Here is a 24,555-nt window from a genome sequence, read left to right on the forward strand (position 1 = left end):
CAACTGTCTGAGTTTCGTCAGACAGATTACCGGCTTCCCTGTACTGACATTTTGTTGGAAACAAATTCCTCAATGAACAGTTCTTCGCTGCGAAGTACCTCTTTGTTATACTGCACAAGCTTCTTCTCTTTTAACTTCTCAATAGAGGCCTTTTCTTTTCTGGCTTCTACCACTTCATTGCGTTTCAGCTCTTCTCTTTTTCTAAGCTTCTTTAATTTTCCTTCCTCTAAAAGGATCCTTTGCTGCATATAAGTGATGTAGCACTCATATTCACGCATAACATTAATTGCCATACCGCAATGGGTTTCTTCCTGAAACCGGATACAGGCAGCTCTCCTTTGTTCTGTAAGGCTGCTGACCTTTTCTTCCTGCTGCGCCACCAGAGCCAGGATCTGGGCATGTTCACTTTTCAAATTATCCAGAGCCTGGTCTTTATAACTTAAAACAGTATCTAGAGGGAAATTAAATTTCTTCATCTGTAGCCCGCTTTCTCAACTTTATGTTAAAATTTCTTTCATTTTGTCAAGTATTTCCTCATAGCTGTCATTTTCCTGCACACCCTGACACAGAAATTCATTGATCTTATCAATCTTTGCGATTGCTATATCCAGCTTCGGATTGGTTCCGCTTTTATAGGCACCAATGGAAATTAAATCTTCATTTTTTTCATACACACTTAAAATATCACGAATCCGGGAAGCCATCGCCCGATGTTCCTCTGAAACGATATTGGTCATCAAACGGGAGATACTGGCACTTATATCTATAGCCGGGAAATGGTTTGCGTTAGCCAGTTTTCTGCTGAGCACCACATGTCCATCCACAATCCCCCGCACCGTATCGGCGATAGGTTCATTGGTATCATCACCCTCCACCAGAACCGTATAGATCCCTGTAATGGAGCCCTGTTCAAAATTACCGCTTCGTTCCAGAAGTTTAGGAAATTCAGCATAAATCGAAGGCGTATATCCACGGGCTACCGGCGGTTCTCCAATGGCAAGTCCAATCTCCCGCTGGGCCATGGCAAAACGGGTAAGAGAATCCATCATAAGCAATACATCCTTGCCCTGGTTTTTAAAATATTCTGCAATCGTCGTAGCAACCAGCGGACACTTCATCCGAAGCATAGCCGGCTGGTCAGAGGTAGCAACTACCAAAACGGAACGTTTCATTCCTTCAGGTCCAAGATCCTTCTCTATGAATTCCCTGACCTCCCGGCCTCGCTCTCCAACCAGAGCCACCACATTGATATCTGCTTTTACATTCCTGGCAATCATACCGAGCAGAGTACTTTTACCAACACCACTACCTGCAAAGATTCCGATACGCTGACCTTTTCCTATGGTATTCAGGCCATCAATTGCCTTAACTCCAAATTCCAGCTTTTCTGAAATGGGCGGCCTGGTCATGGGATTTATGTACGGATTTTCCACATAATAAAAACGGGGTGATTCAAAAGGCCCTTTTCCATCCATCGGCTCTCCTTTTGCATCAATAATCCGCCCTCTCAAAAACTCGCCTACCGGTATCTTCAAACGGCGCTTGGTGTTTCTTACAAAGCTGCCGGCTGCAATACCGCTCATGTTTTCATAAGCCATCAGCTGTATCTTATCATCTTTGAATCCGACCACTTCCACCGGAATCTGTTCCTGCTTGTCCTCATTGTAAATATATGCAATATCACCGATGCTGGCCTTTCCGCCAGATGCTTCCATGGACATTCCTACAATATTCTCAATCTTACCAATATGGTCTATGGTCTCTGTCTTCATTATAAGATCGGAAAGTTCCTTAAACATACGGGCTCCTCCTGCTACAGTCTGGCATTATTCAGTATCCCCTTAATATTTTCAATCTGGGTGTTGACACTGACATCGATAATCTCTTCCGGCAGTTCAATGATACAGGTACCGTCTTCTGCATGATCCATGGAAATGATTTTGATATTACTGGAGATGTGAGACAGCTCATTCAGCAACCCAACATCTCCCTGTATCATCATCCCGGCATCCTTTTGGGATACATAGATTTTTACCCATTGGGTTTTTTTCAGCTTTCCGGCTGCCCCTACAATCATTCGTTTTACGATCTCTCCGCTTGATTTCAAGCTGGTCTGAATTACCTTTTCTGCAATTGTCAAAGTGATCTTCTTTAAATCATCAATATATTTTTCCAGAAGCCGGTCTTTTTCCTGAGTAACGCTCTCAATGGAAGCTTTCATGGCAGAACGAAATTCTTCCAACTGCAAGTCAAGCTCTGTCTTATGATCCCCGTATGCCTTTGCACTTCCTTCCCGAAGTCCTTCCTCATACCCTTCCTGATATCCGCTTTCTCTTGCTTCTACCCGGATTTTTTCAGCATCTTCCCTTGCCTTTGACAGGATCTCCTCTGACTGCCTTAGCGCTTCCTCATATGCTTCTGAAGCCTGTCTGTGCAAATCTTCAGCTTCGGCTCTCAGCTGCTCCGCTATATGATCAGTGACCGGCTCAACGACCAGTTCCTCTACCGGCTCTTCTACCTTTTCTTCTGCCGCTTCCTTCTTTTTAGGAATCATAATGATATCATCAAATGTCTTGTCAAAACCATAGTCCAAAACACGGTCTGCGATCTGCATCCCTTTAATAATATTAGGCAATGATATCATCCTTTCCGCCCTTGCTGATTATCAGCTCGCCTTCTTCTTCCAAACGCCGGATGGTTGCAACAATTCTCTGCTGAGCTTCCTGAACATCCTTCACACGAACGTTAACAGTTACTTCCATATCTGACTTGATGCTTTCTCTCATACGGCTGGACATGTTGGCGAAAATAACATCGGCAATCTGTTCCGTCGTTCCCTTAAGCGCATAAACCATATCCTTTAAATCGCACTCGCGGATAAAACGCTGGATCGAACGGTTGTCCATAGTAACAATATCTTCGAATACGAACATCTTCTTTCGAATGGTATCTGCCAGATTTGCATCCTTTTTCCCCAGTTCCTCGAAGATAAGTTTTTCGTTTCCACGGTCCATGCGGTTCATGACGTTTGCAATATAATCGATACCGCCTACGGTTGTATAATCCGTAGTAATAATTCCTGAGAACTTCTTCTTGATCTCATCCTCTACAATCTTAATGCCCTCCGGAGATGCACTTTCCATTCTGGCAATTGCTTCTACAACCTTAAACCGTTTGTCCGGCGGAAGTTCAGAGATCAGTTCCGCAGTCATATCTTCTGTGGTGTAAGAGAGAACAAGTGCAATGGTCTGCGCTCTTTCATGCTGCAGAATCGAAAACAGATTTTTTGAATCGCTTTTCCGGATAAATCCGAATGATCTGGACTTTAATGATTGAGTCACCTTTTGAAGCAGATTGTTGGCTGTGCTTTCCCCAAAAGCCTTTTCCAGCACCGTTCTTGCGTACTCCAGACCTCCGTCTGTCACAACCTTTTGAGTCAGACAGGTTTTATAAAACTCATCAAGTATTTCCTCTGTTGCTTTCGCTTCCACATGACCAAGCTTTGCCACCTCGACGGTCAGCTTCTCAATCTCTTCTTCCGACAGATACTTGTAAATCTTGGACGCTTTATCTACTCCGAGCGAAACAATGACGGTTGCTGCTTTTTGTTCTGGTCTCATACCAGCTGTCATACTAGTTGTCATTATTGTTCCCTCCGTTCAACCATGTTTTCAGCAGCTGGGCTGAAATCTCCGGATTCTGTTCAGCAAAGTCACGGATGTTCTCACGCAGTTCTGCGCCCCGATCCACTTCCGGAACAAAAATCTCGGGCTCTTCCTCCTTCTCCTCCTCTGCCATCTCTTCCTCTACTTCCTCTACTACTTCTTCTTCCTCTTCTTCCGGAATTTCAGGAAGAACAGGAACATCCTCCTGGCTATCCTCAAAATCAGCAATCATTGCCTTCTTCTTATTTCTGTGTCTTATTGCCAGAACAATTAATAATATAAGCAATAATGCGCCGGCTGCTGCCGCTATGAGTATCCATTGATTAATAATAAGACCATTCCCCCCTGTCTCAACCGGGGTATCCGGCTCTGTCGGGACGTCAACCGTGTAAAACGGAGCTGCTACTGCCGTAATCTTTTCCCCTCTGTCCGCCTGTGCAATACCGGCTGCATTCCCTGCCAGATTGCGAATATCATCTACCGTCAATGTACCAAAATCAGTTCCATTCACCACAACTGAAACCGTGAGGTTCTCAAGACTTCCCGGATTCACCTGCCCCTGTTCTTTAATCTGATTAACAAGAAACTTTCTGTCCAGGCTGCTGGAAGCGTATGCATTATCTGCTCCCGTACCGGTCCCTGCTGCATTATATTCAGGAATGTCAGCATTTGCCTCTGATCCGGCGACACCGGATGCAGTCTGACTGTCTCCGGAAAACTCTCTGCCAATGGATTCTTCTGAAATAATTCCTGTCTTATCTCTTTCATCAATCTTATCCGGAGTATTGTAAACAATGCTCTCGCGGATCAGCTTATCCATATTGACAGTGACCTTGGCAGAAACCTTAACGTTTCCGTTTCCATATACAGGCCCTAAAACATTCATGACCTTTGCGGCTATCTGATCCTCAATAACCTTTGCGATCTCCTCACTGGCTTTTCCATTATCAATGTCATCTTCTTCGGAACTAACAGAGACCTCCCTGCCGTTACCGTCAAATACAGAAACATTATCGATAACCATGCCTGGTATGCTTCGTGAAATCAAAAGCTGGATGGATTTTGCCTGCTCCTCTGTAGGAGAGCCTCCATCCTTCATAACGACAACAGCCTGGGCACTCGCTTCCTTAGCACTGTCCTCAGACAGCGCATACTTAGAAGTTTCTCCCAGGGCTATCGTAACATATGCTTCTTTTACGCCATCGAAAAGTTGAATTGTTGATCCGATTCTTGTCTCCAGATCATAAAGCTTAAACGTCTGACGATCGGAATCCGTGGTCATCAAATTTACATTGTTTTTAAATACATCATAGGTAAAACCGCTTTTTGGATATCCTTCTGAAACCAGTTTTGCTCTGGTAATATCCATTTGCTCTACAGGTACCATGATGTCTCCACCTTCATATTGGTAGGAGACTCCGTCCTCCTGAAGCTTTCCTATGATCTGCTTTGCCTCTTCACTGCCAACACCAGTAAACATTACTTCATAAGGTTTTTCCCTCATTGACAATGCTATGATTACCGATCCTGCTACAACGAAAACACCTACAACTCCAGCTAAAATAATCTTTTTTGTTCTGCTGTTAATATTGCCTAAAAATTCCTTAATTTTTTCCATCGCATTAGTCCGCCCCGTTATCCATCTTAAATACCAATTCTAATGATCTCATTATAAGACTCCAATGCTTTATTTCGTAGCGCGGCCAAAAGATCTACCGATAACTGGGCTTTCGCTGCCGCTGCAGGCACCGTATGGGGATCGTCAATCTGTCCCGTAGACAATAAATATTCCTGTGTCGCCAAATCTGCATCCGTATCTTTTACATTCTGAATTGCTTCTTTGAAGATATCATGAAATGCAGCGCCTCCGGCCTGGCCGTAAGTTACCTTTTTGTCATTTCCTATATCCCCAATGGAATTAAGCGGATTGATGGGTGTTATGAACATCTGTTCCATTTTATGTACCTCCTGTTTTAGCCTTTAATAATCGTTCTAAGTCTGCTTATGTCGCTGTTTAAAGCATTCAGTTCATATTGGTACTGTAACGTAGTCCTGGCCAGTTCCACATTCTCCACGTCCATATTGACGTTATTCCCATCCAATCTTGCAGATTCATCATTCGTATTCCGTACAAGGTGCCTGGAACTTCCTATGATATTGCTTATCTCCTGAGATGTGCCTTTTTTCCCTGCCATCAGACGCTTGCGGAATTCATCTTCAAACGTCACATACTGGGCTTTATACCCAGGGGTATCTCCATTGGCAATATTGTTAAGGGTTATCTTTTGTTTCGACCACAGATAATCCAGACTTTTCTCCGCCATGGAAATATTATTTCCAAATATTGAATTCATCGGATTGTTCCTCGCTTTCACTTCTTTGGTAAAAGTACCTTTCATTCGTACCAGACTGTCAAATTACTAAAATGTAGTTAAATTTCGACAACCTATTCCAAAATTATTATTTTTTTGTAATTTTTAACTTACTTTATTTTACATTTTATTACAAATATTGTCAAGAAAGTTCTAGTAAGCCAATATCCAAATACTGGTTATATTCGGACCTTCTATTTGGCAATTTGTATAATCTTTATTTTACGAAAGCAGAAACAGAAAATCTTTCCCTCTGCTTTTGCATTTCTTCTTCTATTATAGATAAATCACTTCATGATTTCAGAAAGCACCAACCACCTCCAAATCAAATTACATCCCGCCCACATTCTTTTCCTGTCATCTATATTAAACAACTCCATATATTTTTTTGAGGATAATAATTTTTCTTAGTTTTCCTTAAATTCGGTTATAAATTTCAATTTATTACCATTTCTATACATATATCGAAACCTGATTCTAAAATAATAAGTGTTTTTCGTCGAATATTGTCTTTTTATCAAGATTTTTACATCCCGCTTTTTCTGAATAAAAATAAAACAAAACATGGGCTTTCTTATATTAAGGGTAAACTTTACTTTTCACGTTTTTATTTTTTGAAATCTGATTCAAATATTTTTGCAAATTATCCGAAGCCATTCACTGGCTTTCGCCTGAAAACTTCCGGCTGCAAACACACCTTATATTCAATAAATCAAATTATGGTTCATATAATATAACAATAAAGAAAAATCCACCCACAGCAACCTGTTAATTTATATCATTCAGGCATAATGAAAGACACTTATAGTCAAAGGGCTTAGCAACGAGGAAAAGCCATCATTCTGATGATATCTTTGTTTTGAATAAGAGGACGTAAAATGAATACAGAATCTATAACCACAGAAATTACTACCGCAGCAGAAGAGAAAGAATTATATAAAAAGGCAGTCAAGCTCCAGGAACTTCTCATAACCATTGCCCATGAATTGCATATTTCCTTATCTCATCAGGAAATAGCTTACAGCCAAAGTCATTTAAGGATCATATCCATTGTTCTGTCAGAATTACAACCGGTATGCTCCCATCAGAAAGTGCTTGATCTGCCTGTATCCTACCGTGCTATGTACGAAAACATCAAATGGACCATTGATATGATCTCTGAGCAAATAGAGGCAGGACTTATAAGCAAAGCTGAGGATTTTATTGAATTTCAATTGATTCCTTTTTTGAAGGAGTGGAAGGAAGATACTTATTTCTGGCTTCTGATCTATCCGGACAAGGAAAAGATGGCCCACTATTATGAACATGAATTTATACCAAACCACAGAAACACATATGAAAACCGGGGTTCAAAATACTTAGTATCCATATTTATTCCGGTTTATAATAAGGTGGAGTATACAAAAAAGTGCCTGGAAAGCCTTTTTAGAAATACAGACCTGTCAAAAAACTCCTGCGAGCTCATCCTTCTTAACGACGGCTCCACCGACGGGACCGAGGATTATTTCAAGGAACTGGGGATCCGTAAGGTTCTGACATTAAAAGAAAATGTAAAAGCTATGATCTTTTCCCTGATGTATCGCGTCTGCGAAGGAAAATATGCGGCTTTTGTTAATAATGACACCATATTAACAAGCAACTGGCTGGATAATCTACTGACCTGTATCCAGTCTGCCCCTGATATCATTTCCGTAGCACCCAGCACTCCAAACACCAGCAACCGCCAGGGAATGGTGGCGGATTTCACTCCGGAAAACGCAGAAGAAGAAGCAAGGAAACATAATACTCCATGCCCATACTTATGGGAAGAACGCTGCCGGCTCATGCCTGTCATTGCGCTTTACGATATGGATAAGGTGGATACCATTGGTTTTGCAGACCGGTATTTTTTTACCATGGAGTTCTGGGATGATGATTTCAGCCTGCGGGCAAGAAGAGCCGGATACAAACAGATTTTATGCAAAGATACCTGGTGCTATCACTTTGGAAGCATCTCCGGGCGGGAGGATCAGTTAAAAAACCGGACTTTGCATAATGGAAGAAATTTATTTATACAAAAACATGGCGTTGACCCATGGGGGAACAATTTCTGCTATGATCCTTACCTGCTTGATCATCTGGAAACTACATTTGCAGACCAGCCTGTGGATATTCCCATTCTTGGAATCGATCCCGGTTATGGGGCTGATGTCATACAGTTAAAGACCCTTTTAAAAAGACTGGGGAAAAATGTTTCATTGTCCTTTGTGGTCAGTGACCCAAACCTGAAAGAAGACCTAAAACCATTAAATGGCGTGATCTCCCTGCCTGAATCGGTTTTAGAACTGCACAACCATATTCCAGAAGGAAGCTATCAGTATATTATAATAGGAAGAGAATTATCCGTTTATCCGGATTTTGCAGAACTTTTAAAGGAATGTGCCTTACGGCTGAGGGCCGGTGGAGTGCTGGCATTTTATGTAAATAACCCTTATTCTTTTGGCTTTAAAAAAGCATTGGAGGAGGAAAGACTTTTAAACGAAAAGCATTCTGTCACTCTGATCCCTATTATAGAACCCATTTCCATATTAAACGGATTGGGGATCCATACACAGTTAAATGCAATTCTGGAACCCAATCTTCCGGCAGAACTGAGACCTAACCGGACGGAACATTTAAACAGGTATTTTGTCCTCGCCACAAAAAAAGAATAAGTTCCAAACTTTCCTGTAACATAAAAAATCCCCGTTAAGGCAGCGGACGTAATCCACCTTAACAGGGATTCATTTATTTATGCTCTTACATCAATAACCTGTCCCAAACCGCTTCCGGGAGCCTGAACCGGCACTGCCTGATCCATCATGGCAATCAGCCCGGCAGCCTGCTGTTCCTGATTATCCATCGCCTTTTTTGCTACACTGAGACTTGCGCTCTGCTGTATTCTGGAGGTACTCATCTCCATACTGACTGCTGCAATATCCATATTTTCTCCTTTCACAAACGTACACTTTATGGCACTATCTTTTACTTGCCTGTACATAACTATCGGCTTACGGATATCCTATGATAAGAGGAAATATCTAAAATCAATTTTCCCTATAACAATCCAAGGTAAACCAGAATTCCACTCCGCCAACCACATTCCGTACACCGCAGGCCTGCTTATGGGAATCCATGATGGCTTTTACAATAGAAAGTCCAATGCCGCTGCCTCCGTATTCCCTGGTATGCGCCTTATCCACCTTATAGAACTTGGTCCATAATTTTGATAAATCTTCCTCCGGTATGCTTTGACCTGTATTAAATACCGTTACCAGAGCTTGTTCCCCATTCTCCTCTGCAGTTATTACAATTTTCCGTTCACCAGACAGATGATTGAGGGCATTGTTTAAATAATTGGTAATGACCTCCTCGATTTTAAACTCGTCGGCATATACATAGATAGGGCCGCAATCCTCCAGCTTTACGGTTGCTTCCTTATGCTGGATCAAAATTCCGGCAGAACTAATGACTCCCCGGATCAGCTCTGTTAAATCAAACCGTTCCAGCTGAAGGTTATCATTGCCGAATTCAATGGCCGTGAGATTTAAAAGCTGGCGAACCATCTTATTCATCTTATTGGCTTCATCCATGATAACTTCACAGTAATAATCACGGCTTTCCGGGTCTTCGGCCATTCCTTCCGTAAGTCCCTCCGCATATCCCTGAATCAGGGCAATGGGAGTTTTCAGTTCATGGGATACATTGGCAATGAAATCCTTTCGCATCTCATCGATCTTTACTTTTTCTTCTATGTCCTTTTGCAGTTCTTCATTGGCTGTGCGCAGTTTGCCTATGGTATCCTTTAACCGGTCGGACAGTTTATTCATGCTGTTTCCAAGCACGCCGATCTCGTCTTGTTCTGTTCCGTTGTATTTTACATCAAAATCAAGGTCTGACATCTTTTCCGAAAGATTGGCAAGAGTGAGAATGGGGGAAGTGACCCTTTTGGTGGTCAGATATATAATAATACTTCCTATAAAAAGTGCCACAACGCCTACGTAAGCCAGGAACCGGTTGGATAGGGATACGCTTTCCCGGATGCTGGCAAGAGGGATGGATATGAGAAAAATGGTTTTATTGTCCGAAAAATATCCCCAGCTTTCCAGATAGTAGGAATCCGACCGGTGATCATAGGTCTTTTGAATCACATAATTATCATGCTTTTTCAGTACACTGGCATCGGGCATATCCTTTCCAAAGATGTAATCTTCCACCTTGTTTTTCAGAAACTGACGGTCGCCGCTGGTTGACATAAGTGCTTCATCGGTGGTGCTGTCAATCAAAACCAGCATTAAGTTGTATTTCTCCCCCATGGTTCGGAACAGCTTTTGGGCAGGACCTTCATTTTGAAAATCCTGATCATAGGTATCTTTATAATATTCAATGATCCCTTTGCCGCTTTCATTGGCCTGTGTTACCATACTGTCGATCTCTGTATAGGCCTTTTCCAGAATGTGTACCTTATCACTGGTGTAAAAGCGCTCCAGGAACCAGCTGTTGACACACCATGTAGATATAAGAACAAATGCCATCAACCCCACAAAGATGATGGCGTATCGTACTTTTATGGAATGTTTCATTGAGTCACCTCGAATTTATAACCCATTCCCCAAATGGTTTTGATATAATCTCCTTTCTCACCCATCTTGCTTCTTAATTTTTTCACATGAGTATCTATGGTTCTGGCATCTCCAAAATAATCATAATTCCAGACATTATTTAAAATTTTTTCCCGTGACAGAGCGATTCCCTGGTTTTCCAGAAAATAAGCAAGCAGCTCAAATTCCTTAAAACTCAACTCAATGTTTTTTCCGTCAATGGTCACCTGATGGGCCGCTTTGTCAATACAGATTCCTCCGATCTCCACTTCGTCTGCAGGCACTGCATTGCTTCTTCTTAAGATCGCCTCCACCCTCGCTACCAGAATTTTGGGACTGAACGGCTTTGAGATATATTCATCCACGCCCAGATCAAAGCCCTGTAATTCATCCCGCTCTTCTCCTCTTGCCGTCAGCATAATAATCGGAACCTGGGAATACTTGCGGATGGTTTTAAGAGTCTCCCAGCCGTCCATTTTCGGCATCATCACATCAAGGATAATAAGCACAATATCTTTCTGTTCAAAAAATACATCTACTGCTTCTTCCCCATTGGAGGCTTCAGCTACCGTAAAGCCTTTTACACTCAAAAAGTCCTTAACCAGCTTTCTCATTCTTGCTTCATCATCTACTACTAATATTTTTAACTGTTCCATTGCAACCTCCTGAAATCAGATCCTGTTTCAATCAATGTATTTCTGAGACATATTGTAACAAATGAAACTATGAATTTCTACATTTTCACAGAGATTTCACATGATTTAGATAAAAATGACTGTCCATATGATACTTCCCGGAACAATGACCTGCTATTCCGTTTTATGACAATTAGAAGGAATCCGAATGTACGATTCTTTTAGAGGATTTTACCGTATAGGACGAAATTTCCGGTACAAGAAAGAATCCCGTTTGTAGGATTCTCCCGGATTTTTTTATGGTATAGGACGAACTTTCCCATAGCACAAAAAAACAGATGCATCCCGAAGAATGCATCTGCCAATCAAGAAAAACTATCTTAATTCAGTGGTAGGAATGGTATCCATATCATCGAACGCCTGATTCTCTCCGCCCATGGCCCAGATAAAGGTGTAGTTGCTGGTACCTGCACCGGAGTGAATGCTCCAGGAAGGACTGATAACTGCCTGCTCATTCTGCATAACGATGTGTCTGGTCTCATTGCCTTCGCCCATCATATGAAATACTACATTGTCCTTTGGAATCTCAAAGTACATATAGATTTCCATACGTCTCTCATGGGTATGAGATGGCATAGTGTTCCAAACGCTGCCCGGGTCTAACACAGTCATACCCATGGAAAGCTGGCAGGTCTCCAATACGTCCGGATGAATGAACTGGTTGATAACACGTTTGTTGGCTGTCTCCATAGCACCGAGAGGCCTCTTGGCTGCTTTTTCAATCGGAATAAAAGTGGTTTTGCATGCCTTATGAGCAGGAGCACTTACCATATAGAACTTTGCCGGATTTGATGCATCTGCACTGGCAAAGGTAACTTCTTTTGTTCCTTTGGTGATATATAAGCAGTCTTTATATCCCATCTTGAATTCTTCCCCGTCTGCTGTGATAGTTCCTGCTCCGCCAATATTGAAAATACCGATTTCCCTTCTCTCGAGGAAATAACTTGTCCCAAAATTTTTCCAAATATCAATACCCTTGTCAATGGAAACAGTCTCTGTTGTCGGCATGCAGCCCAAGGTAACCATACGGTCTACATGAGAATAAACAGCAACCACTTCATTGGCAACGTATAAATTATCAATTAAAAACTCTTTTCTGGTTTCTTCTGTTGTATAACGCTTAAAATCTTTCTGATTCGCTGAATAACGAATATCCATTTATTAAAACCCTCCTTCTTAATATTTGAAATAACTGACCACTCTCATGGTATCACAAGCAAGTTTTTTATTCAACAGCTTCTTAGATTTATTGTGAAAAAAGTACAAAAAACCACAAGAAAGCCAGTGTTTTTTTCAACACTGGCTGGCTGTAATCTTATATATTATTTGAATAAATTCATATAATTAAACATTTTATACAATCTTGAATTTTTCAACTTCCTCACGCAGTACATTGGCCTGTGCGGAAAGTTCCTCACTGGAAGCAGAACTTTGTTCTGCGGTGGCCGCATTGCTTTGTACCACTGCAGAAATCTGGTTGATTCCATAGGTAACTTCATTCATAGCCTCTGTCTGTTCTCTGGAAGCACGTTCTACGGTTTCCATAAGTACCTTTACCCGGTTCGCCTGACTGGTCACTTCACCAAGAATCTCTGCATTTTCTTTTGCAGTATTCAAACCGCCTTCCACCGCATGGGTTGCATTTTCAATCAGTACTGTGGTCTTTTTTGCAGCTTCCGCTGCTTTTGCCGCAAGGCTGCGGACTTCCTCAGCCACAATCGCAAAGCCTTTTCCTGCCTCGCCTGCACGGGCCGCTTCCACGGCTGCATTTAAGGCAAGCAAACTGGTCTGTGAGGCAATTGCGTCCACGTCCTTTGTGATCTTTCCAATCTCATCGGAAGTGTTTTTGATCTCATCCATAGCGCTTAGCATCTGCTTCATCCTGGCATTGCTTTCTTCCACCCGCATAACGGTCTGTTCCACATATCCGGTTGCTTCTTCAATATGAGCGGTACTCTGTTCCGCCTTGGCAGAAACTTCCGTAATGGAGGAAGACAGTTCTTCTATGGTCCCCGCCTGCTCCGTAGCTCCTGCTGCCAGTGCCTGGGCTGCATCTGCCACCTGAGAAGAGCCTGCATTGACCTGCTCCGCTGACTGCCTGATGGTTTGAAGCGTTCTGTTTAACTGCTGGTAGATCAGAATCAGGCAATCATGGATTGGGGCAAAGTCACCGGCATAGGTTTTGTCTACCGGAAGTGTCATATCTCCCATGGACATGCTTTTCATATGTCTGGTAATATCATTAACCACCTCCCGCATTTCCGAAATAAGCTCACCGGTGGCACGGGACAATACTTCTATCTCATCCCCCGTCTGGCTGATGACGGCTGGAGGTGTATGCACATCTCCTTCCGCCAGCTTCTTTAAACGGCCGGCAATGGGGGGTAAAGGTGCTGTGATCCGGTGCAGTAAGGAAGCCAGGATGAGAAGTCCCAGGGCACATACAGCAGCAGCAGCCACCAGAAGCACCACTACCTCTATGATTTTTTCCTTTTGATGCTCCGCAACGGCCCGGTCAATATCATCGATATAATTTCCGGTACTGATGTACCAGTCATAGGGCTCAAATTTCAAAGTATAAGCCCGCTTTGCAAACATTCCATCCTGACCGGGTTTCGTAAAATAAAAATCCGTATATCCGCCTCCGGATTTGGAACCACTCTCAAGCAGCTTGCGGATATAATAGTCTCCTTTCATATCCTTCTCATCATAGCGCTCCCTGCCCTCGTATTCCGGATTCATATGTACGGCGCAAACACCTTTGGAGGTATCGGCCCAAAAGTAGCCCTTTCCTCCGTCATACCTGGAATCCCTTACAATACTCTCCGCATTTTTCCGGGCTTCCTCTTCTGTAATTTCTCCACTTTCGTACCGCTTATAATTGACTTCCAGCACACTTACCAGATTTTCTACTGCTGTTTTGATATTCTGGTCATAGCTTTTATAGCTTTCATTGATCCAGTTCTGGTATGCCCGGTCCAAACTTACATAAAATATTGCGGTTAATACGAAGACCGTAACAAAAACCATAACACTGACAAATAAAATCAGCTTCCCTTTTAACTGCAATCCATGCTTGCTCCATTTTATCATTTGTATATCCTCCGTGATTGCACAAACGTTTTAATATCCAATATAATACATCTAATATAATTTTCACGCAACGAAAGTTTAAGGAATGCTTGTATGACTTCTCCATTTTTTATGGTATTTTGATAAATTAATTAAACAATATGTCATATTTTGCCAAAACATTAATCCAAAATATTTAATATAGGCTGTTTTTTATATTAATAAATTATAAATATGCATTTTAGACAAATAAGAAATAGATACAATATGTATATAAAATGGAGGATTTTATTCAAAATATAACCACAATAAAATACGCCTTGAGAAAGCTTTCAGCCTAATCAAGACGTATTTGTATCCTCGTCTTTTTCCCTATTTCTTTTTCGCAGAGACGATCAACTTCAAATTATTCTGCAGACGGGGATTTTCCGGTGCATGCTCCAATGCCTTTATGGCATGCTCCTCTGATACCTCCAGCATACCCATCCGATAGGCTGCAATCGCACACAGATCATCAGGCGTATGGTCCCAGGAATATCCCATGTTGACAAAGGTTCTTGATTTCTCCTTGATCTTCAAGGCTTCTTCCGCAAGAAAATAGCTCATGGGCCAGTCTTTCAGTTCATAACAGATTTTAGAAAATTCCACATATGGATCCCTTAGAGCCGGAACCTCTGCAATCGCCCTGAAATACCAGCTGTACGCTTCTTTCGTATTTCCCAGACGATAATAGGATTTTGCAATCCACCGCATGGCTGCACACCTCTCGTCATTCCAGCCTGCGGAAGGAAGATTTAAATAATCTTTTAATGTATCAATGCATTTCTGCCACTCACTTTTGTACATATACTCTCTTCCCAGATAATAACGCATTCTTTCATCTTCCGGCGCTTCTTTTACTGCAAGCTCTAAAAGGGGTAAATAGGAGCCGCGGGATTTTGTGGGGTCCGGATAATGGCTGAGAACCATTCCTTCTATATAAATGGTCTCAAGCGGCGCTTCCCCAAAGTACTGAACAAATTCATGAACGGGACATTTCCACCGGAAGCCTTTGCGTTCATGAACCTTGAAATAATAAAACTGGATATCCGGAGTTCCGTCTGCCTTAAGGCTCCAGTTATAAAGATAGCGTCCGGTTTTCGCGATGGGCCCCTGGTGTGTGGGTTTATGGTTCAGCCATGCCTCCTCCAGCTTCTGCCGCCAGCCTTGGTTAAACCGCTCATCGAGATCGGTACAGACACAAATATCCACATCCTCCGGAACATGATCCAGAGAAATATTTCTGGCTGTATCAAATCTCCATGGCTTAACAATATCCACATAGACGATGGCTCCACGCTCTCTTAACTTCTCTACCGTCCCATCATCTGATCCGGTATCGGTGACTACGATCAAATCAGCCTCACTCATGGAATCCATCCATTCATCCACAAATTTAGCTTCATTTTTACAAATGGCATAAACACATATTTTCAGTTTGCTCATGATGATACCCCCTCACCATGGACTTCTTTTACTTTATTTTCAATCAGCACCAGATTATTTTTAAGCCTCTCATTGGCAGGGTCCGCCTCCAGAGCCTTTTTCGCATATTCCAGGGCTTTCTCATACATCCCCATACGATAAGCGCTGATTGCACAATAATCATATAATGTATATCCCCAGCTTGCCGGGTCCACCAGATAACTTCCGGTGCTTTCTGTGATTGTCAGTCCCTTTTCGGCCATGGCATAAGAAAGAGGCCAGTTTTTTTCCAAATACCCGGCTTTTGCAAGAGCAAGATAAGGCTCCCGGACATTCGGACACTCTGCAAGCGCACGGTACAGCCAGGATCTAGCTTCTTTTTTATTGCCTTTTGCCTCATAGGAGTGCGCAATAAAGCGCATGGAAGCACTTCGTTCTTCCGCCCAGGTTGCTGACGGCATCGTAAGATGATGCTTTAACGTTTCGATTGCTTTGTCATACTCTTTATAAAAAACATATTCCCTGCCAAGCCAGAAGGTGGCCCGGTCATCTTCCGGGTTCTCTTTCACGGATAACTCCAAAAGAGGAAGGTACTGGCTCCTCGGCTTTGACAAATCCGGGTAGTGGTTAAGCACAAGTCCATTTACCCAGCCCGATTTTTCCGGCTTCTCACCGCTGTATGCTAACACTTCATGAACCGGATGGACCCAGCGGTACCCGTGCCTTGCATGGATCTTCTCCATGGGAAACTGCTTTTTGGGAGTACCGTCCGGATTGCTTGTATACGTAAATAAATAACGTGCCCGTGTCTGATCCGGTTTCCAGGATGACTCAAGCTTTTGTCTCCAGCCTGGTTCAAAAACCTCATCAAGATCATTGGATACACAAATATCTGCATCTTCAGGCACATGATCCATCGCCACATTCCGGGCAGTATCAAAACGCCAGGGAGATATGATTTCTTCGTAAACTACAGCTCCTCTTTCCCGAAGCTTTTTTACGGTTCCGTCTGTGGAACCGGTGTCTGTTACGATCACTTCATCTGCTTCGGATACCGCATCCATCCAGCGGTCTACGAACTGCTCCTCATTTTTACAAATGGCATATACACATATTTTGTAACGATTCACTTTGAACAACTCCTTCCGGGGATCTTAGATTCCCTACAGGTAACCGGATTTGAACCCCATTTTATTCTGCTAAATTAAATATATGCAATTAGGACTTGTTCTGTGAACTCCGAGGAACAGATAAGGCTAATTCACCCCGTAAACCATACGGTATATTTCCTTTTTATAAATATCAAATTCTTTTTCCGTAACCGGACTTCCATAACTCATGATCATAAGCTTTATCGGTTCATCTTCCGGCTTCAGCGGCATCTGCAGGTAATCAAAGGAATTCAGATGAAAACCAAGCCTTTTGTAAAATTCTGCCCTGCGGCCTGTCACAGGATTTGCTTCTGTTACAGGTTCGATTTCAAGGAAAACCGGTTTTTCCGTTTCTTTTAGTACCTCCTCAACCAATAGTTTCCCATATCCTTTTCCCCGGCAGCTCTCTAAAGTGGCCAGATGTTCCAGAAAAACGCAGCCCGGCAGGTCCCAATATCCAAGAAAAGCAAGGATTTCTCCTTGTTCCTCTATAATGCGGATTCTGTAATCCGGATTGTAAAAGACTTTTTTCTGTCCCTCTCTGGTCCGGCGCTCTATATCTGGAAAGGATTCCTTGTATATTTTGTATATTTCCTCAAAGCGGGATTGAGGGTTCTTTAAAAACATGATTTCATCTCCTGTGCATTCTTTGCTTATTTCCTTACCAGTGTACCATCCCCCTGAAAAAAGAACAAGCCTGTCCCGGAAAGCCGGAACAGGCAAAGGTATGCTGCGCTTTATTGAATGGTAATTCTTCCCTGACCTGCAGGATTTTTATAAGCCTCTCCTACATTGCCGCCTAACTGATTGCGGATATAGGAGGAGAGAAGATCCACATCTGTAATAACCTCATCACGGAGAATCTTGCTTCCTTTGAACATGGTCATTCCGTCTCCGCCTGATTTTAACATGTAGTTATGGGATGCAACGGTATAAGTCCTGTTCACATCAAGAGGAGCATCTCCTACCATAATATCCGAGACACGGTATGCGCCATTTACTTTAACAAAATTCCCCTTTTCGTCTAGCTCTACATTAGAGGGCACCTGGGAATGAATGGTATAGGTAAGACCGGAAACCTGAAGGAATCCGCCGCTTTCCTTCGGATAATTCCTGGACGCCATTTCAAGTGCATCCTTGATCTGCTGTCCCGTAACTTCTGCCACACAGCCCATGTTGCCGAAGGGAAATACCGTAAGGGTATCGTTATAGGTAATATTTCCTGCTTTTATACTGGCTCTGATGCCGCCGCCGTTTGTCAGGCCAATATCAGCACCCAGTACGTAACGGTATGCGTCCGCACTTAAATCACCCAGATTCGTCTCTCCGTTTCTGACTAAACGGTTACCGGTCGCCGGATCATTCACGGTCAGTTCCACATCCGTGTGTCCGATCACCGTTTTTAAGGTTTCGTTAAACTGTGCCTGAATGGATTTGATGAACTGATCCGTATCATAATCAACGGCTTTCCCCTCTGCTGTTACCGAACGTTTTGCAGGTATTACAAGCTGAGTCCCAACAGCCAGAACATCCGGGTTTTTGATCTTATTTCTGTTTGCTTCATAAATTTCCCGGTAACGGTCATAAGAGCCTAATTCCCTTTTTGCAATACGGCTTAAGGAATCTCCCTTTTTCACCGTATAGGTACTTGTGACCACACCCTCCGGAACCTGGGAGACCAGCTCGCTTGCAATGGTTCCATCTGTTTTAATGGTCAGCTTTCCAATATTTTTCAGTTTTGTACCTGTCTGGGTAAGAAGCACATCCTTACCATCTTTATTTTTCACGTACTTGTTATATTCTTCATGGGAATGGCCGTCAACCAGCACATCGATTCCATTTGTATTTTTAATCACATTGTCGGAAGTCCACTGTTCTGTGGTTCCGTTTTCCCCAAGGTGTCCTACTAAAACCACATAGTCTGCACCTTCTGCTTTTGCCTGATCCACCGAAGACTGGATCTGGGTGTAAAGCTTCTTCCCGCTTTCATCTTCACAGAAACCATAGATATAGTTGCCGTTTCCGTCCTGGAAATATGCCGGTGTGGATTTTGTAAAGCTTTCCGGTGTGGTGGCACCTACAAATGCAACCTTGGTATTTCCATATGTAAACATCTTATATGGAGCAAAGACTGGCAAGCCTGTCCGAAGATCAATAAAGTTGCTGGAATAAAAACCGCAGTTTAACTTACCTGCCAGCTCCATAAAACGGGGCATACCGTAATCATATTCATGATTGCCGGGTACTGCAAAATCATAGCCTACTTTATTCATGATATCAATTAAATTCCCGCCGTCTGACAGCGTTCCGATGGGGGCCCCCTGAATGGCATCACCGCCATCGATCAGCGTCACATACGGGGTCTGGGCCTGCATCTCTTTTTTATAGAGAGCCAGTCCGGCGTATCCAATATTTTCATCGATTCCGCAGTGGACATCATTGGTATAGAGAACCACAATATCCTTGTCCGCTGCCAAAGAAGTGATGGACATGCCTGTTGTTAAAGACAGAACCATTAACAGTGACAGCAAGAATGACAGAAACCTTCTTTTCATACTTCCCTTCATTACCAGAATCCTCCTTTTGATAAGTACTTTTATTTATTATATCAGATATATGTAAAAAGAATATATTATTTTATTAAAATTTACGAGTTATCTGATATCTTTTTGAAGGTATTTTCTAAAGAATGGTAAGTGCCGGGACTGGAATGTAGTTCTTACAAACAAAAAAAGAGTTCCTCTGCCTGGATTATCACTTTTTGCAGAGGAACTCTCTCTATTTCTTATTCACTATCTTCACTGATTCCGATTCCCAATTCCTCCAGCTGCTTTGGATCTACGGGAGCCGGAGCTTCTGACATCAGACAGGAGGCGTCCTTTACTTTTGGGAATGCAATTACATCGCGGATGCTGTCTGCACCTACCATCAGCATGACTACGCGGTCAAGACCGTAGGCAAGACCTGCATGAGGCGGAACTCCATACTTAAACGCATCCAGCAAAAAGCCGAACTGCTCCTGTGCCTGCTCTTTGGTAAAGCCCAGCAGCTCCAGCATCCTAGACTGAATGTCACTCTGGTGGATACGGACAGAACCTCCGCCAAGTTCCGTACCGTTTAACACGATATCGTATGCCTTGGCACGGACAGCCCCTGGATCGCTGTCAATAAGAGCCCAATCCTCATCCATAGGCATCGTGAATGGATGGTGCATGGCTGTATACCTGCCCTGTTCTTCGTTATACTCTAAGAGCGGGAATTCCGTTACCCACAAAAACTTAAAGTCATCCTTTTTAAGAAGATCAAGCTGTCTTGCAATCTCTAATCGCAGATTGCCCAGTACGTCAAATACTACCTTGTCCCTGTCTGCTGCAAACAAAAGAAGATCTCCCGGCTTTCCGTCCATGGCTTCTGCCAGTGCATGAAGCTCTTCTTCGGTCATGAACTTGGAAAAGGAACATTTGTAAGTTCCGTCTTCGTTAATGGCAAGATAAGCAAGGCCCTTTGCCCCGAACCCTTTTGCATATTCCACAAGAGCGTCAATTTTCTTACGAGGCATGGCTCCCTGGCCTTCTGCATTGATGCCGCGGACAGACCCGCCCTGTTCCAATGCGCCTTTGAATACAGCAAATTCTGTATCTTTCACCACATCAGAGACATTTTTCAGTTCCATGCCAAAACGCATATCCGGTTTGTCAGAACCAAAACGCTCCATGGCTTCCCGCCAGGTCAGCCTTAAGAGAGGGCCGTCGATATCATAATTACAGATTTCTTTAAATAACTTTTTTAACAGTCTTTCATTGACTTCTATTACATCATCCACATCAACAAAGGACAGCTCCATATCGATCTGAGTAAATTCCGGCTGCCGGTCTGCACGAAGGTCTTCATCGCGGTAGCATCTTGCAAGCTGGAAATAGCGGTCGTAACCGGAGCACATTAACAGCTGCTTGTAAAGCTGGGGCGACTGGGGAAGGGCATAAAAGGAGCCTGGATGAACACGGCTTGGCACCAGATAATCCCGGGCGCCTTCCGGTGTACTCTTAATGAGGGTCGGAGTTTCAATCTCTAAAAATCCCTCGTCTGCGAGAAATGCCCTGGTCAAGGTCGCAACCTGGCTTCTTACCTTGATATTCCTTTGAATGTCAGGTCTTCTTAAATCCAGATAACGGTATTTTAGTCTCAGTTCTTCCTTTGTCTTGCTGTTCTCTTCAATCGGGAATGGAGGAGTTTCAGATTCGGACAGGATTCTTAAGCTCTTAGCACGCACTTCGATTGCACCGGTAGCAAGATGTTCATTGACACCGCCGGCCCGGTTCTCAACAATACCGGTAACTGCGATAACGAATTCACTTCTTAACTTTTCAGCCTTTGCAAAGCTTTCTGCTCCGCAGTCGCTCTCTTCAAAAATAACCTGCAGGATTCCGGAACGGTCTCTTAAATCAACAAAGATGATTCCGCCCTTATTCCTGCTTTTCTGAACCCAGCCCATAACAGTAACTTCACTGCCTGCATTTGCTGTGGTAACCTCTGTACATCTATGGGATCTCTTTAACCCCAACATTGACTCTGCCATAATTTCCTCTTTCCTGCCCATGTTATTTGGGCATACAGGTATGTCCTTTGGGCGTTCCTCTTTCCTGCCCATGCTATTTGGGCATACAGGTATGTCCTCTGGGCGTTCCTCTTTCCCGCCCATGCTGTTTGAGCATACAGGTATGCCCCAGGGCGTTTTTTCTGATATCCTTATTTCAGTCCTTCTTTGTAAAATTCCTTGAATTGGGTATAGCCTTCTTTTATAAGACTTTCTTTCTGGAATTTTTTATTCTTATTCATCTGGGAAACCAAAACGGTCATTCCCCTGGCGCGCTTTTCCATGGCCTCTTTCATCGCCTGATCGGCCACTTCATCACTTACGCCCTTTTCGATGAGAAATGCTGTTTTTTCACCACTTCCAGGTACGGTAAATCCTTCATCCATCAAGATCGTGATGATCCGTTCAAAACCGATGGAAAAACCGCATGCGGGAGTATCCATTCCGGTAAACTTACCGATCATCTTATCATAACGGCCTCCGCCGCCTACGGAACCCGGGAACCCATCGACCTGGATCTCAAAAATGGTTCCGGTATAATAGGACATTCCTCTTACCAAAGTCGGATCAAACTGAATCTTGAACTGGCTGGTGGATATTGCGGTCACGCTGTCAATAATCGCCGCCAGATTCTCTGCTTCATCCTGCTTTAAAACATCCTTTAACAATGCTCCAAGACTGCGCACTCCTGCAGAATCCATAGTCACAGACTCAAAAAGAGCCAGATACTTCTTTATCTTCTCTTCTTCATATCCTGCCTCAGAAAGCTCCTTTGCAACGCCCTCCATGCCGATCTTGTCCATCTTATCCAGAATGATAAATACCTGTTCATAGGATTCTTCCGGGAAACCGCAGTAAGCCGCCATTCCCTTTAAGATGTTCCTGTCATTGATACGGACGGTATATCCCTTAAAACCGATCTTTCCAAGCAGTGTGGTGGTCGCAAGGATCAGTTCGATCTCTGCCAGTCTGGTGGAATCGCCAAGGATATCGATGTCGCACTGGACAAACTGTCTGAAACGGCCTTTTTGCGGACGGTCTGCTCTCCATACACTTCCCATCTGAAGAGACTTGAAGGGAGACGGCAGACTTGCTGCGTTGTTGGAATAATATCTGGATAAGGGAACCGTTAAATCATAACGGAGTCCGCTGTCTACCAGGTCATTTTCCTCTCTGGCCTCTTCTAAGTTTAATTTTTCTCCGCGCTTCATGATCTTGAAGATCAGCTTCTCATTGTCACCGCCCTGTTTGCTGGAAAGATTCTCAATATGTTCCACACAGGGAGTTTCAATGGAATGAAAGCCAAAGCCACCGTAAGTTTCACGGATCTGTTTGGTTACGTATTCACGTACCTGCATTTCAGCGGGGAGAATATCCTTCATTCCGGTAACCGGTTTCTTTTTTAATGCCATCTTATTCACTCCGTTTTTCTAAATTTATATAGTTATCCTGCCTCTATTGTAAATTACATTTCCAATTTTGCAAGCATTTTTTCTTTTCTTTCCAGCATTTCATCAATCCTTGTAATGTACTGCTCCACATCTTTTACATTTTCCACCCGTTCCAGACGGTTTTCTGATGGAAATACCACTTTTGTGGTGGTTCCTGCCCCCAAAGCTATGATGGTCTGTTTTTCTTCCATGATTAAGATGTTGTAGATACAGGCTTTGCCGGGAAGAGAATATCCCACATTTTCAAAATTCCCTGCCATATTCTTCTGGCGGTACAGGTAATAAGGTTCCTGTCCCATCTCCCTGGCACAGGCAGCTGTTAGATCGATCATCTCCTGGGTATTGGTGATTTTTAAGTCTCCGTATTTGTCCCTGAACATATTGAGACGTGCCGCACGCTTGATGGCAAGGGAATGAACGGTGATGCTGTCCGGGCCTAAGGCTTTTATTTCTTCCATCGTATGCTTTACATCTTCCATATCCTCTTCCGGCAGGCCGATGATCAGGTCCATATTGATGTTGTCAAATCCCAAAGACCTTGCCAGAAAATACTGCTCCTTTACCATATCCACCGTATGCCGCCGTCCAATAATCGAAAGGGTCTCCTGCTTCATGGTCTGGGGATTGATGGAAATACGGGTCACTCCATGATTCTTTAACACCTTTAGCTTGTCCTCTGTGATGCTGTCGGGCCGTCCGGCCTCCACCGTAAATTCCCTGACAGTATGAAAATCAAAGGTCTCTTTCAGCCTTTGAATCAGACGCTCCAAATGGCCGGCGGAAAGAGAGGTGGGGGTACCACCTCCGATATAGACGGTATCCAGCGTCCTTCCTTCCATCTTTGCCGCCGTATAATCCATTTCCTTAAATAACGCCTCCAGATACTCCTCCATCCGTTTTTCCCACTGTGCGATGGGAAAAGAGGTAAAGGAACAGTACAGGCAGGTGGTTGGGCAAAACGGAATCCCCACATATAAACTATACCCGCGGGCATAATCAATGCCGGAAAGAAGTTTCAGTTCCCGCTCTGCAATTTCAATGCTCAAATCAACCTTTGCATCACTGGTTAAGTAGGTATCCTTCATATAAGCTGTGACAGCTTCTTTTGAATATCCTTCCATAAGCTTTGTCATGGCGATCTTGGTGGGCCGGATTCCGGTCAGGGTCCCCCATGGAAGCGTTTTCCCTGTAAGTTCTTTTGCCATGCCGTAAAGCATCCGCTTGATGCGGTTCTTTGTCTCAAACCGGTCCAAGTCATGGACCGGAGTGCTTTCTGAGCATTCCCTCCCGTTTTCCACATCCTTTATCCAAAGCAAAAAGCTGTCCTTACCGGTCTGGCTGCGGACCAGAAGGCGGTAGGTCTCAGTTACATCTTCCTCATGAACAAAGCTCTCTCCCGGGTAAAATGCCATTAGCAATTCCCTGATATCCTGTTCAAAGGACAGGTCATCTAATATTAATCCTATCATGTT

At 43.4% G+C, this 24,555-nt stretch carries 20 protein-coding genes; 1 reads left to right on the forward strand and 19 read right to left on the reverse strand.

Annotation, left to right across the window (positions count from 1 at the left end):
* Positions 1-26: 26 nt before the first annotated feature.
* The 7 genes from fliJ to flgB are packed head-to-tail and all read right to left on the reverse strand — an operon-like array spanning position 27 to position 6,019.
* On the reverse strand, positions 27-476 hold the full coding sequence (fliJ, locus tag ACLTWA_RS19235; protein WP_412329526.1) for a flagellar export protein FliJ: 450 nt from the start codon (positions 474-476) through the stop codon (positions 27-29).
* A gap of 21 nt (positions 477-497) precedes the next feature.
* Entirely contained in the window at positions 498-1,799 is a 1,302-nt protein-coding gene (gene fliI, locus ACLTWA_RS19240; protein WP_412329527.1) for a flagellar protein export ATPase FliI, read from the reverse strand.
* Between the two features lie 14 nt (positions 1,800-1,813).
* Positions 1,814-2,635 (reverse strand): FliH/SctL family protein, encoded by an 822-nt coding sequence (locus ACLTWA_RS19245; RefSeq protein ID WP_412329528.1) that lies wholly within the window; start codon positions 2,633-2,635, stop codon positions 1,814-1,816.
* Positions 2,628-3,644 (reverse strand): flagellar motor switch protein FliG, encoded by a 1,017-nt coding sequence (gene fliG, locus ACLTWA_RS19250; RefSeq protein WP_412329529.1) that lies wholly within the window; start codon positions 3,642-3,644, stop codon positions 2,628-2,630. Before fliG ends, ACLTWA_RS19245 begins: the two co-directional genes overlap by 8 nt.
* Complete coding sequence (fliF, locus tag ACLTWA_RS19255) at positions 3,634-5,283, reverse strand: flagellar basal-body MS-ring/collar protein FliF (protein WP_412329530.1); 1,650 nt, start codon at positions 5,281-5,283, stop codon at positions 3,634-3,636. The genes fliG and fliF overlap by 11 nt, the downstream gene beginning before the upstream one ends.
* A 26-nt stretch (positions 5,284-5,309) precedes the next feature.
* Positions 5,310-5,621 (reverse strand): flagellar hook-basal body complex protein FliE, encoded by a 312-nt coding sequence (locus ACLTWA_RS19260; protein WP_412329531.1) that lies wholly within the window; start codon positions 5,619-5,621, stop codon positions 5,310-5,312.
* A gap of 17 nt (positions 5,622-5,638) precedes the next feature.
* Positions 5,639-6,019: a flagellar basal body rod protein FlgB gene (flgB, locus tag ACLTWA_RS19265; protein ID WP_412329532.1), complete on the reverse strand. Its 381-nt coding sequence runs from the start codon at positions 6,017-6,019 to the stop codon at positions 5,639-5,641.
* Between the two features lie 896 nt (positions 6,020-6,915).
* Between flgB and ACLTWA_RS19270 the strand changes: the two genes are divergently transcribed.
* Positions 6,916-8,730, forward strand: coding sequence for a glycosyltransferase family 2 protein (locus ACLTWA_RS19270; RefSeq protein ID WP_412329533.1), 1,815 nt, complete (start codon positions 6,916-6,918; stop codon positions 8,728-8,730).
* Between the two features lie 77 nt (positions 8,731-8,807).
* Here ACLTWA_RS19270 and ACLTWA_RS19275 read toward each other — a convergent pair whose 3' ends face one another.
* The 12 genes from ACLTWA_RS19275 to hemZ form a co-directional block, all read right to left on the reverse strand.
* Positions 8,808-8,999 (reverse strand): YjfB family protein, encoded by a 192-nt coding sequence (locus ACLTWA_RS19275; protein ID WP_412329534.1) that lies wholly within the window; start codon positions 8,997-8,999, stop codon positions 8,808-8,810.
* Positions 9,000-9,102: 103 nt separating this feature from the next.
* The gene (locus tag ACLTWA_RS19280; RefSeq protein ID WP_412329535.1) at positions 9,103-10,638 is read right to left on the reverse strand and encodes a sensor histidine kinase; all 1,536 of its coding nucleotides are present in this window, start codon (positions 10,636-10,638) and stop codon (positions 9,103-9,105) included.
* Positions 10,635-11,312, reverse strand: coding sequence for a response regulator transcription factor (locus tag ACLTWA_RS19285; RefSeq protein ID WP_412329536.1), 678 nt, complete (start codon positions 11,310-11,312; stop codon positions 10,635-10,637). Before ACLTWA_RS19285 ends, ACLTWA_RS19280 begins: the two co-directional genes overlap by 4 nt.
* Before the next feature lie 354 nt (positions 11,313-11,666).
* Entirely contained in the window at positions 11,667-12,509 is an 843-nt protein-coding gene (gene kduI, locus ACLTWA_RS19290; protein WP_412329537.1) for a 5-dehydro-4-deoxy-D-glucuronate isomerase, read from the reverse strand.
* 195 nt (positions 12,510-12,704) lie between these two features.
* Positions 12,705-14,444, reverse strand: coding sequence for a methyl-accepting chemotaxis protein (locus ACLTWA_RS19295; protein WP_412329538.1), 1,740 nt, complete (start codon positions 14,442-14,444; stop codon positions 12,705-12,707).
* Positions 14,445-14,795: 351 nt separating this feature from the next.
* Positions 14,796-15,908, reverse strand: a complete 1,113-nt coding sequence (locus ACLTWA_RS19300) for a glycosyltransferase (protein ID WP_412329539.1) — start codon at positions 15,906-15,908, stop codon at positions 14,796-14,798.
* The gene (locus ACLTWA_RS19305; protein ID WP_412329540.1) at positions 15,905-17,017 is read right to left on the reverse strand and encodes a tetratricopeptide repeat protein; all 1,113 of its coding nucleotides are present in this window, start codon (positions 17,015-17,017) and stop codon (positions 15,905-15,907) included. Before ACLTWA_RS19305 ends, ACLTWA_RS19300 begins: the two co-directional genes overlap by 4 nt.
* Positions 17,018-17,143: 126 nt before the next feature.
* A complete protein-coding gene (locus ACLTWA_RS19310; protein ID WP_412329541.1) occupies positions 17,144-17,665 on the reverse strand; it encodes a GNAT family N-acetyltransferase in 522 nt (173 codons plus the stop codon).
* Positions 17,666-17,775: 110 nt separating this feature from the next.
* Positions 17,776-19,605 carry a 5'-nucleotidase C-terminal domain-containing protein gene (locus tag ACLTWA_RS19315; protein WP_412329542.1) on the reverse strand — a complete coding sequence of 610 codons (1,830 nt, stop codon included), beginning with the start codon at positions 19,603-19,605 and terminating at the stop codon, positions 17,776-17,778.
* 218 nt (positions 19,606-19,823) lie between these two features.
* On the reverse strand, positions 19,824-21,614 hold the full coding sequence (gene aspS / locus ACLTWA_RS19320) for an aspartate--tRNA ligase (RefSeq protein ID WP_412329543.1): 1,791 nt from the start codon (positions 21,612-21,614) through the stop codon (positions 19,824-19,826).
* Between the two features lie 170 nt (positions 21,615-21,784).
* The gene (gene hisS, locus ACLTWA_RS19325) at positions 21,785-23,044 is read right to left on the reverse strand and encodes a histidine--tRNA ligase (protein ID WP_412329544.1); all 1,260 of its coding nucleotides are present in this window, start codon (positions 23,042-23,044) and stop codon (positions 21,785-21,787) included.
* Positions 23,045-23,097: 53 nt separating this feature from the next.
* On the reverse strand, positions 23,098-24,552 hold the full coding sequence (gene hemZ, locus ACLTWA_RS19330; protein ID WP_412329545.1) for a coproporphyrinogen dehydrogenase HemZ: 1,455 nt from the start codon (positions 24,550-24,552) through the stop codon (positions 23,098-23,100).
* Between the last annotated feature and the right edge of the window lie 3 nt (positions 24,553-24,555).

This window comes from Lacrimispora sp. (assembly GCF_046972725.1).
In the GTDB taxonomy this organism is placed as follows: domain Bacteria; phylum Bacillota; class Clostridia; order Lachnospirales; family Lachnospiraceae; genus Lacrimispora.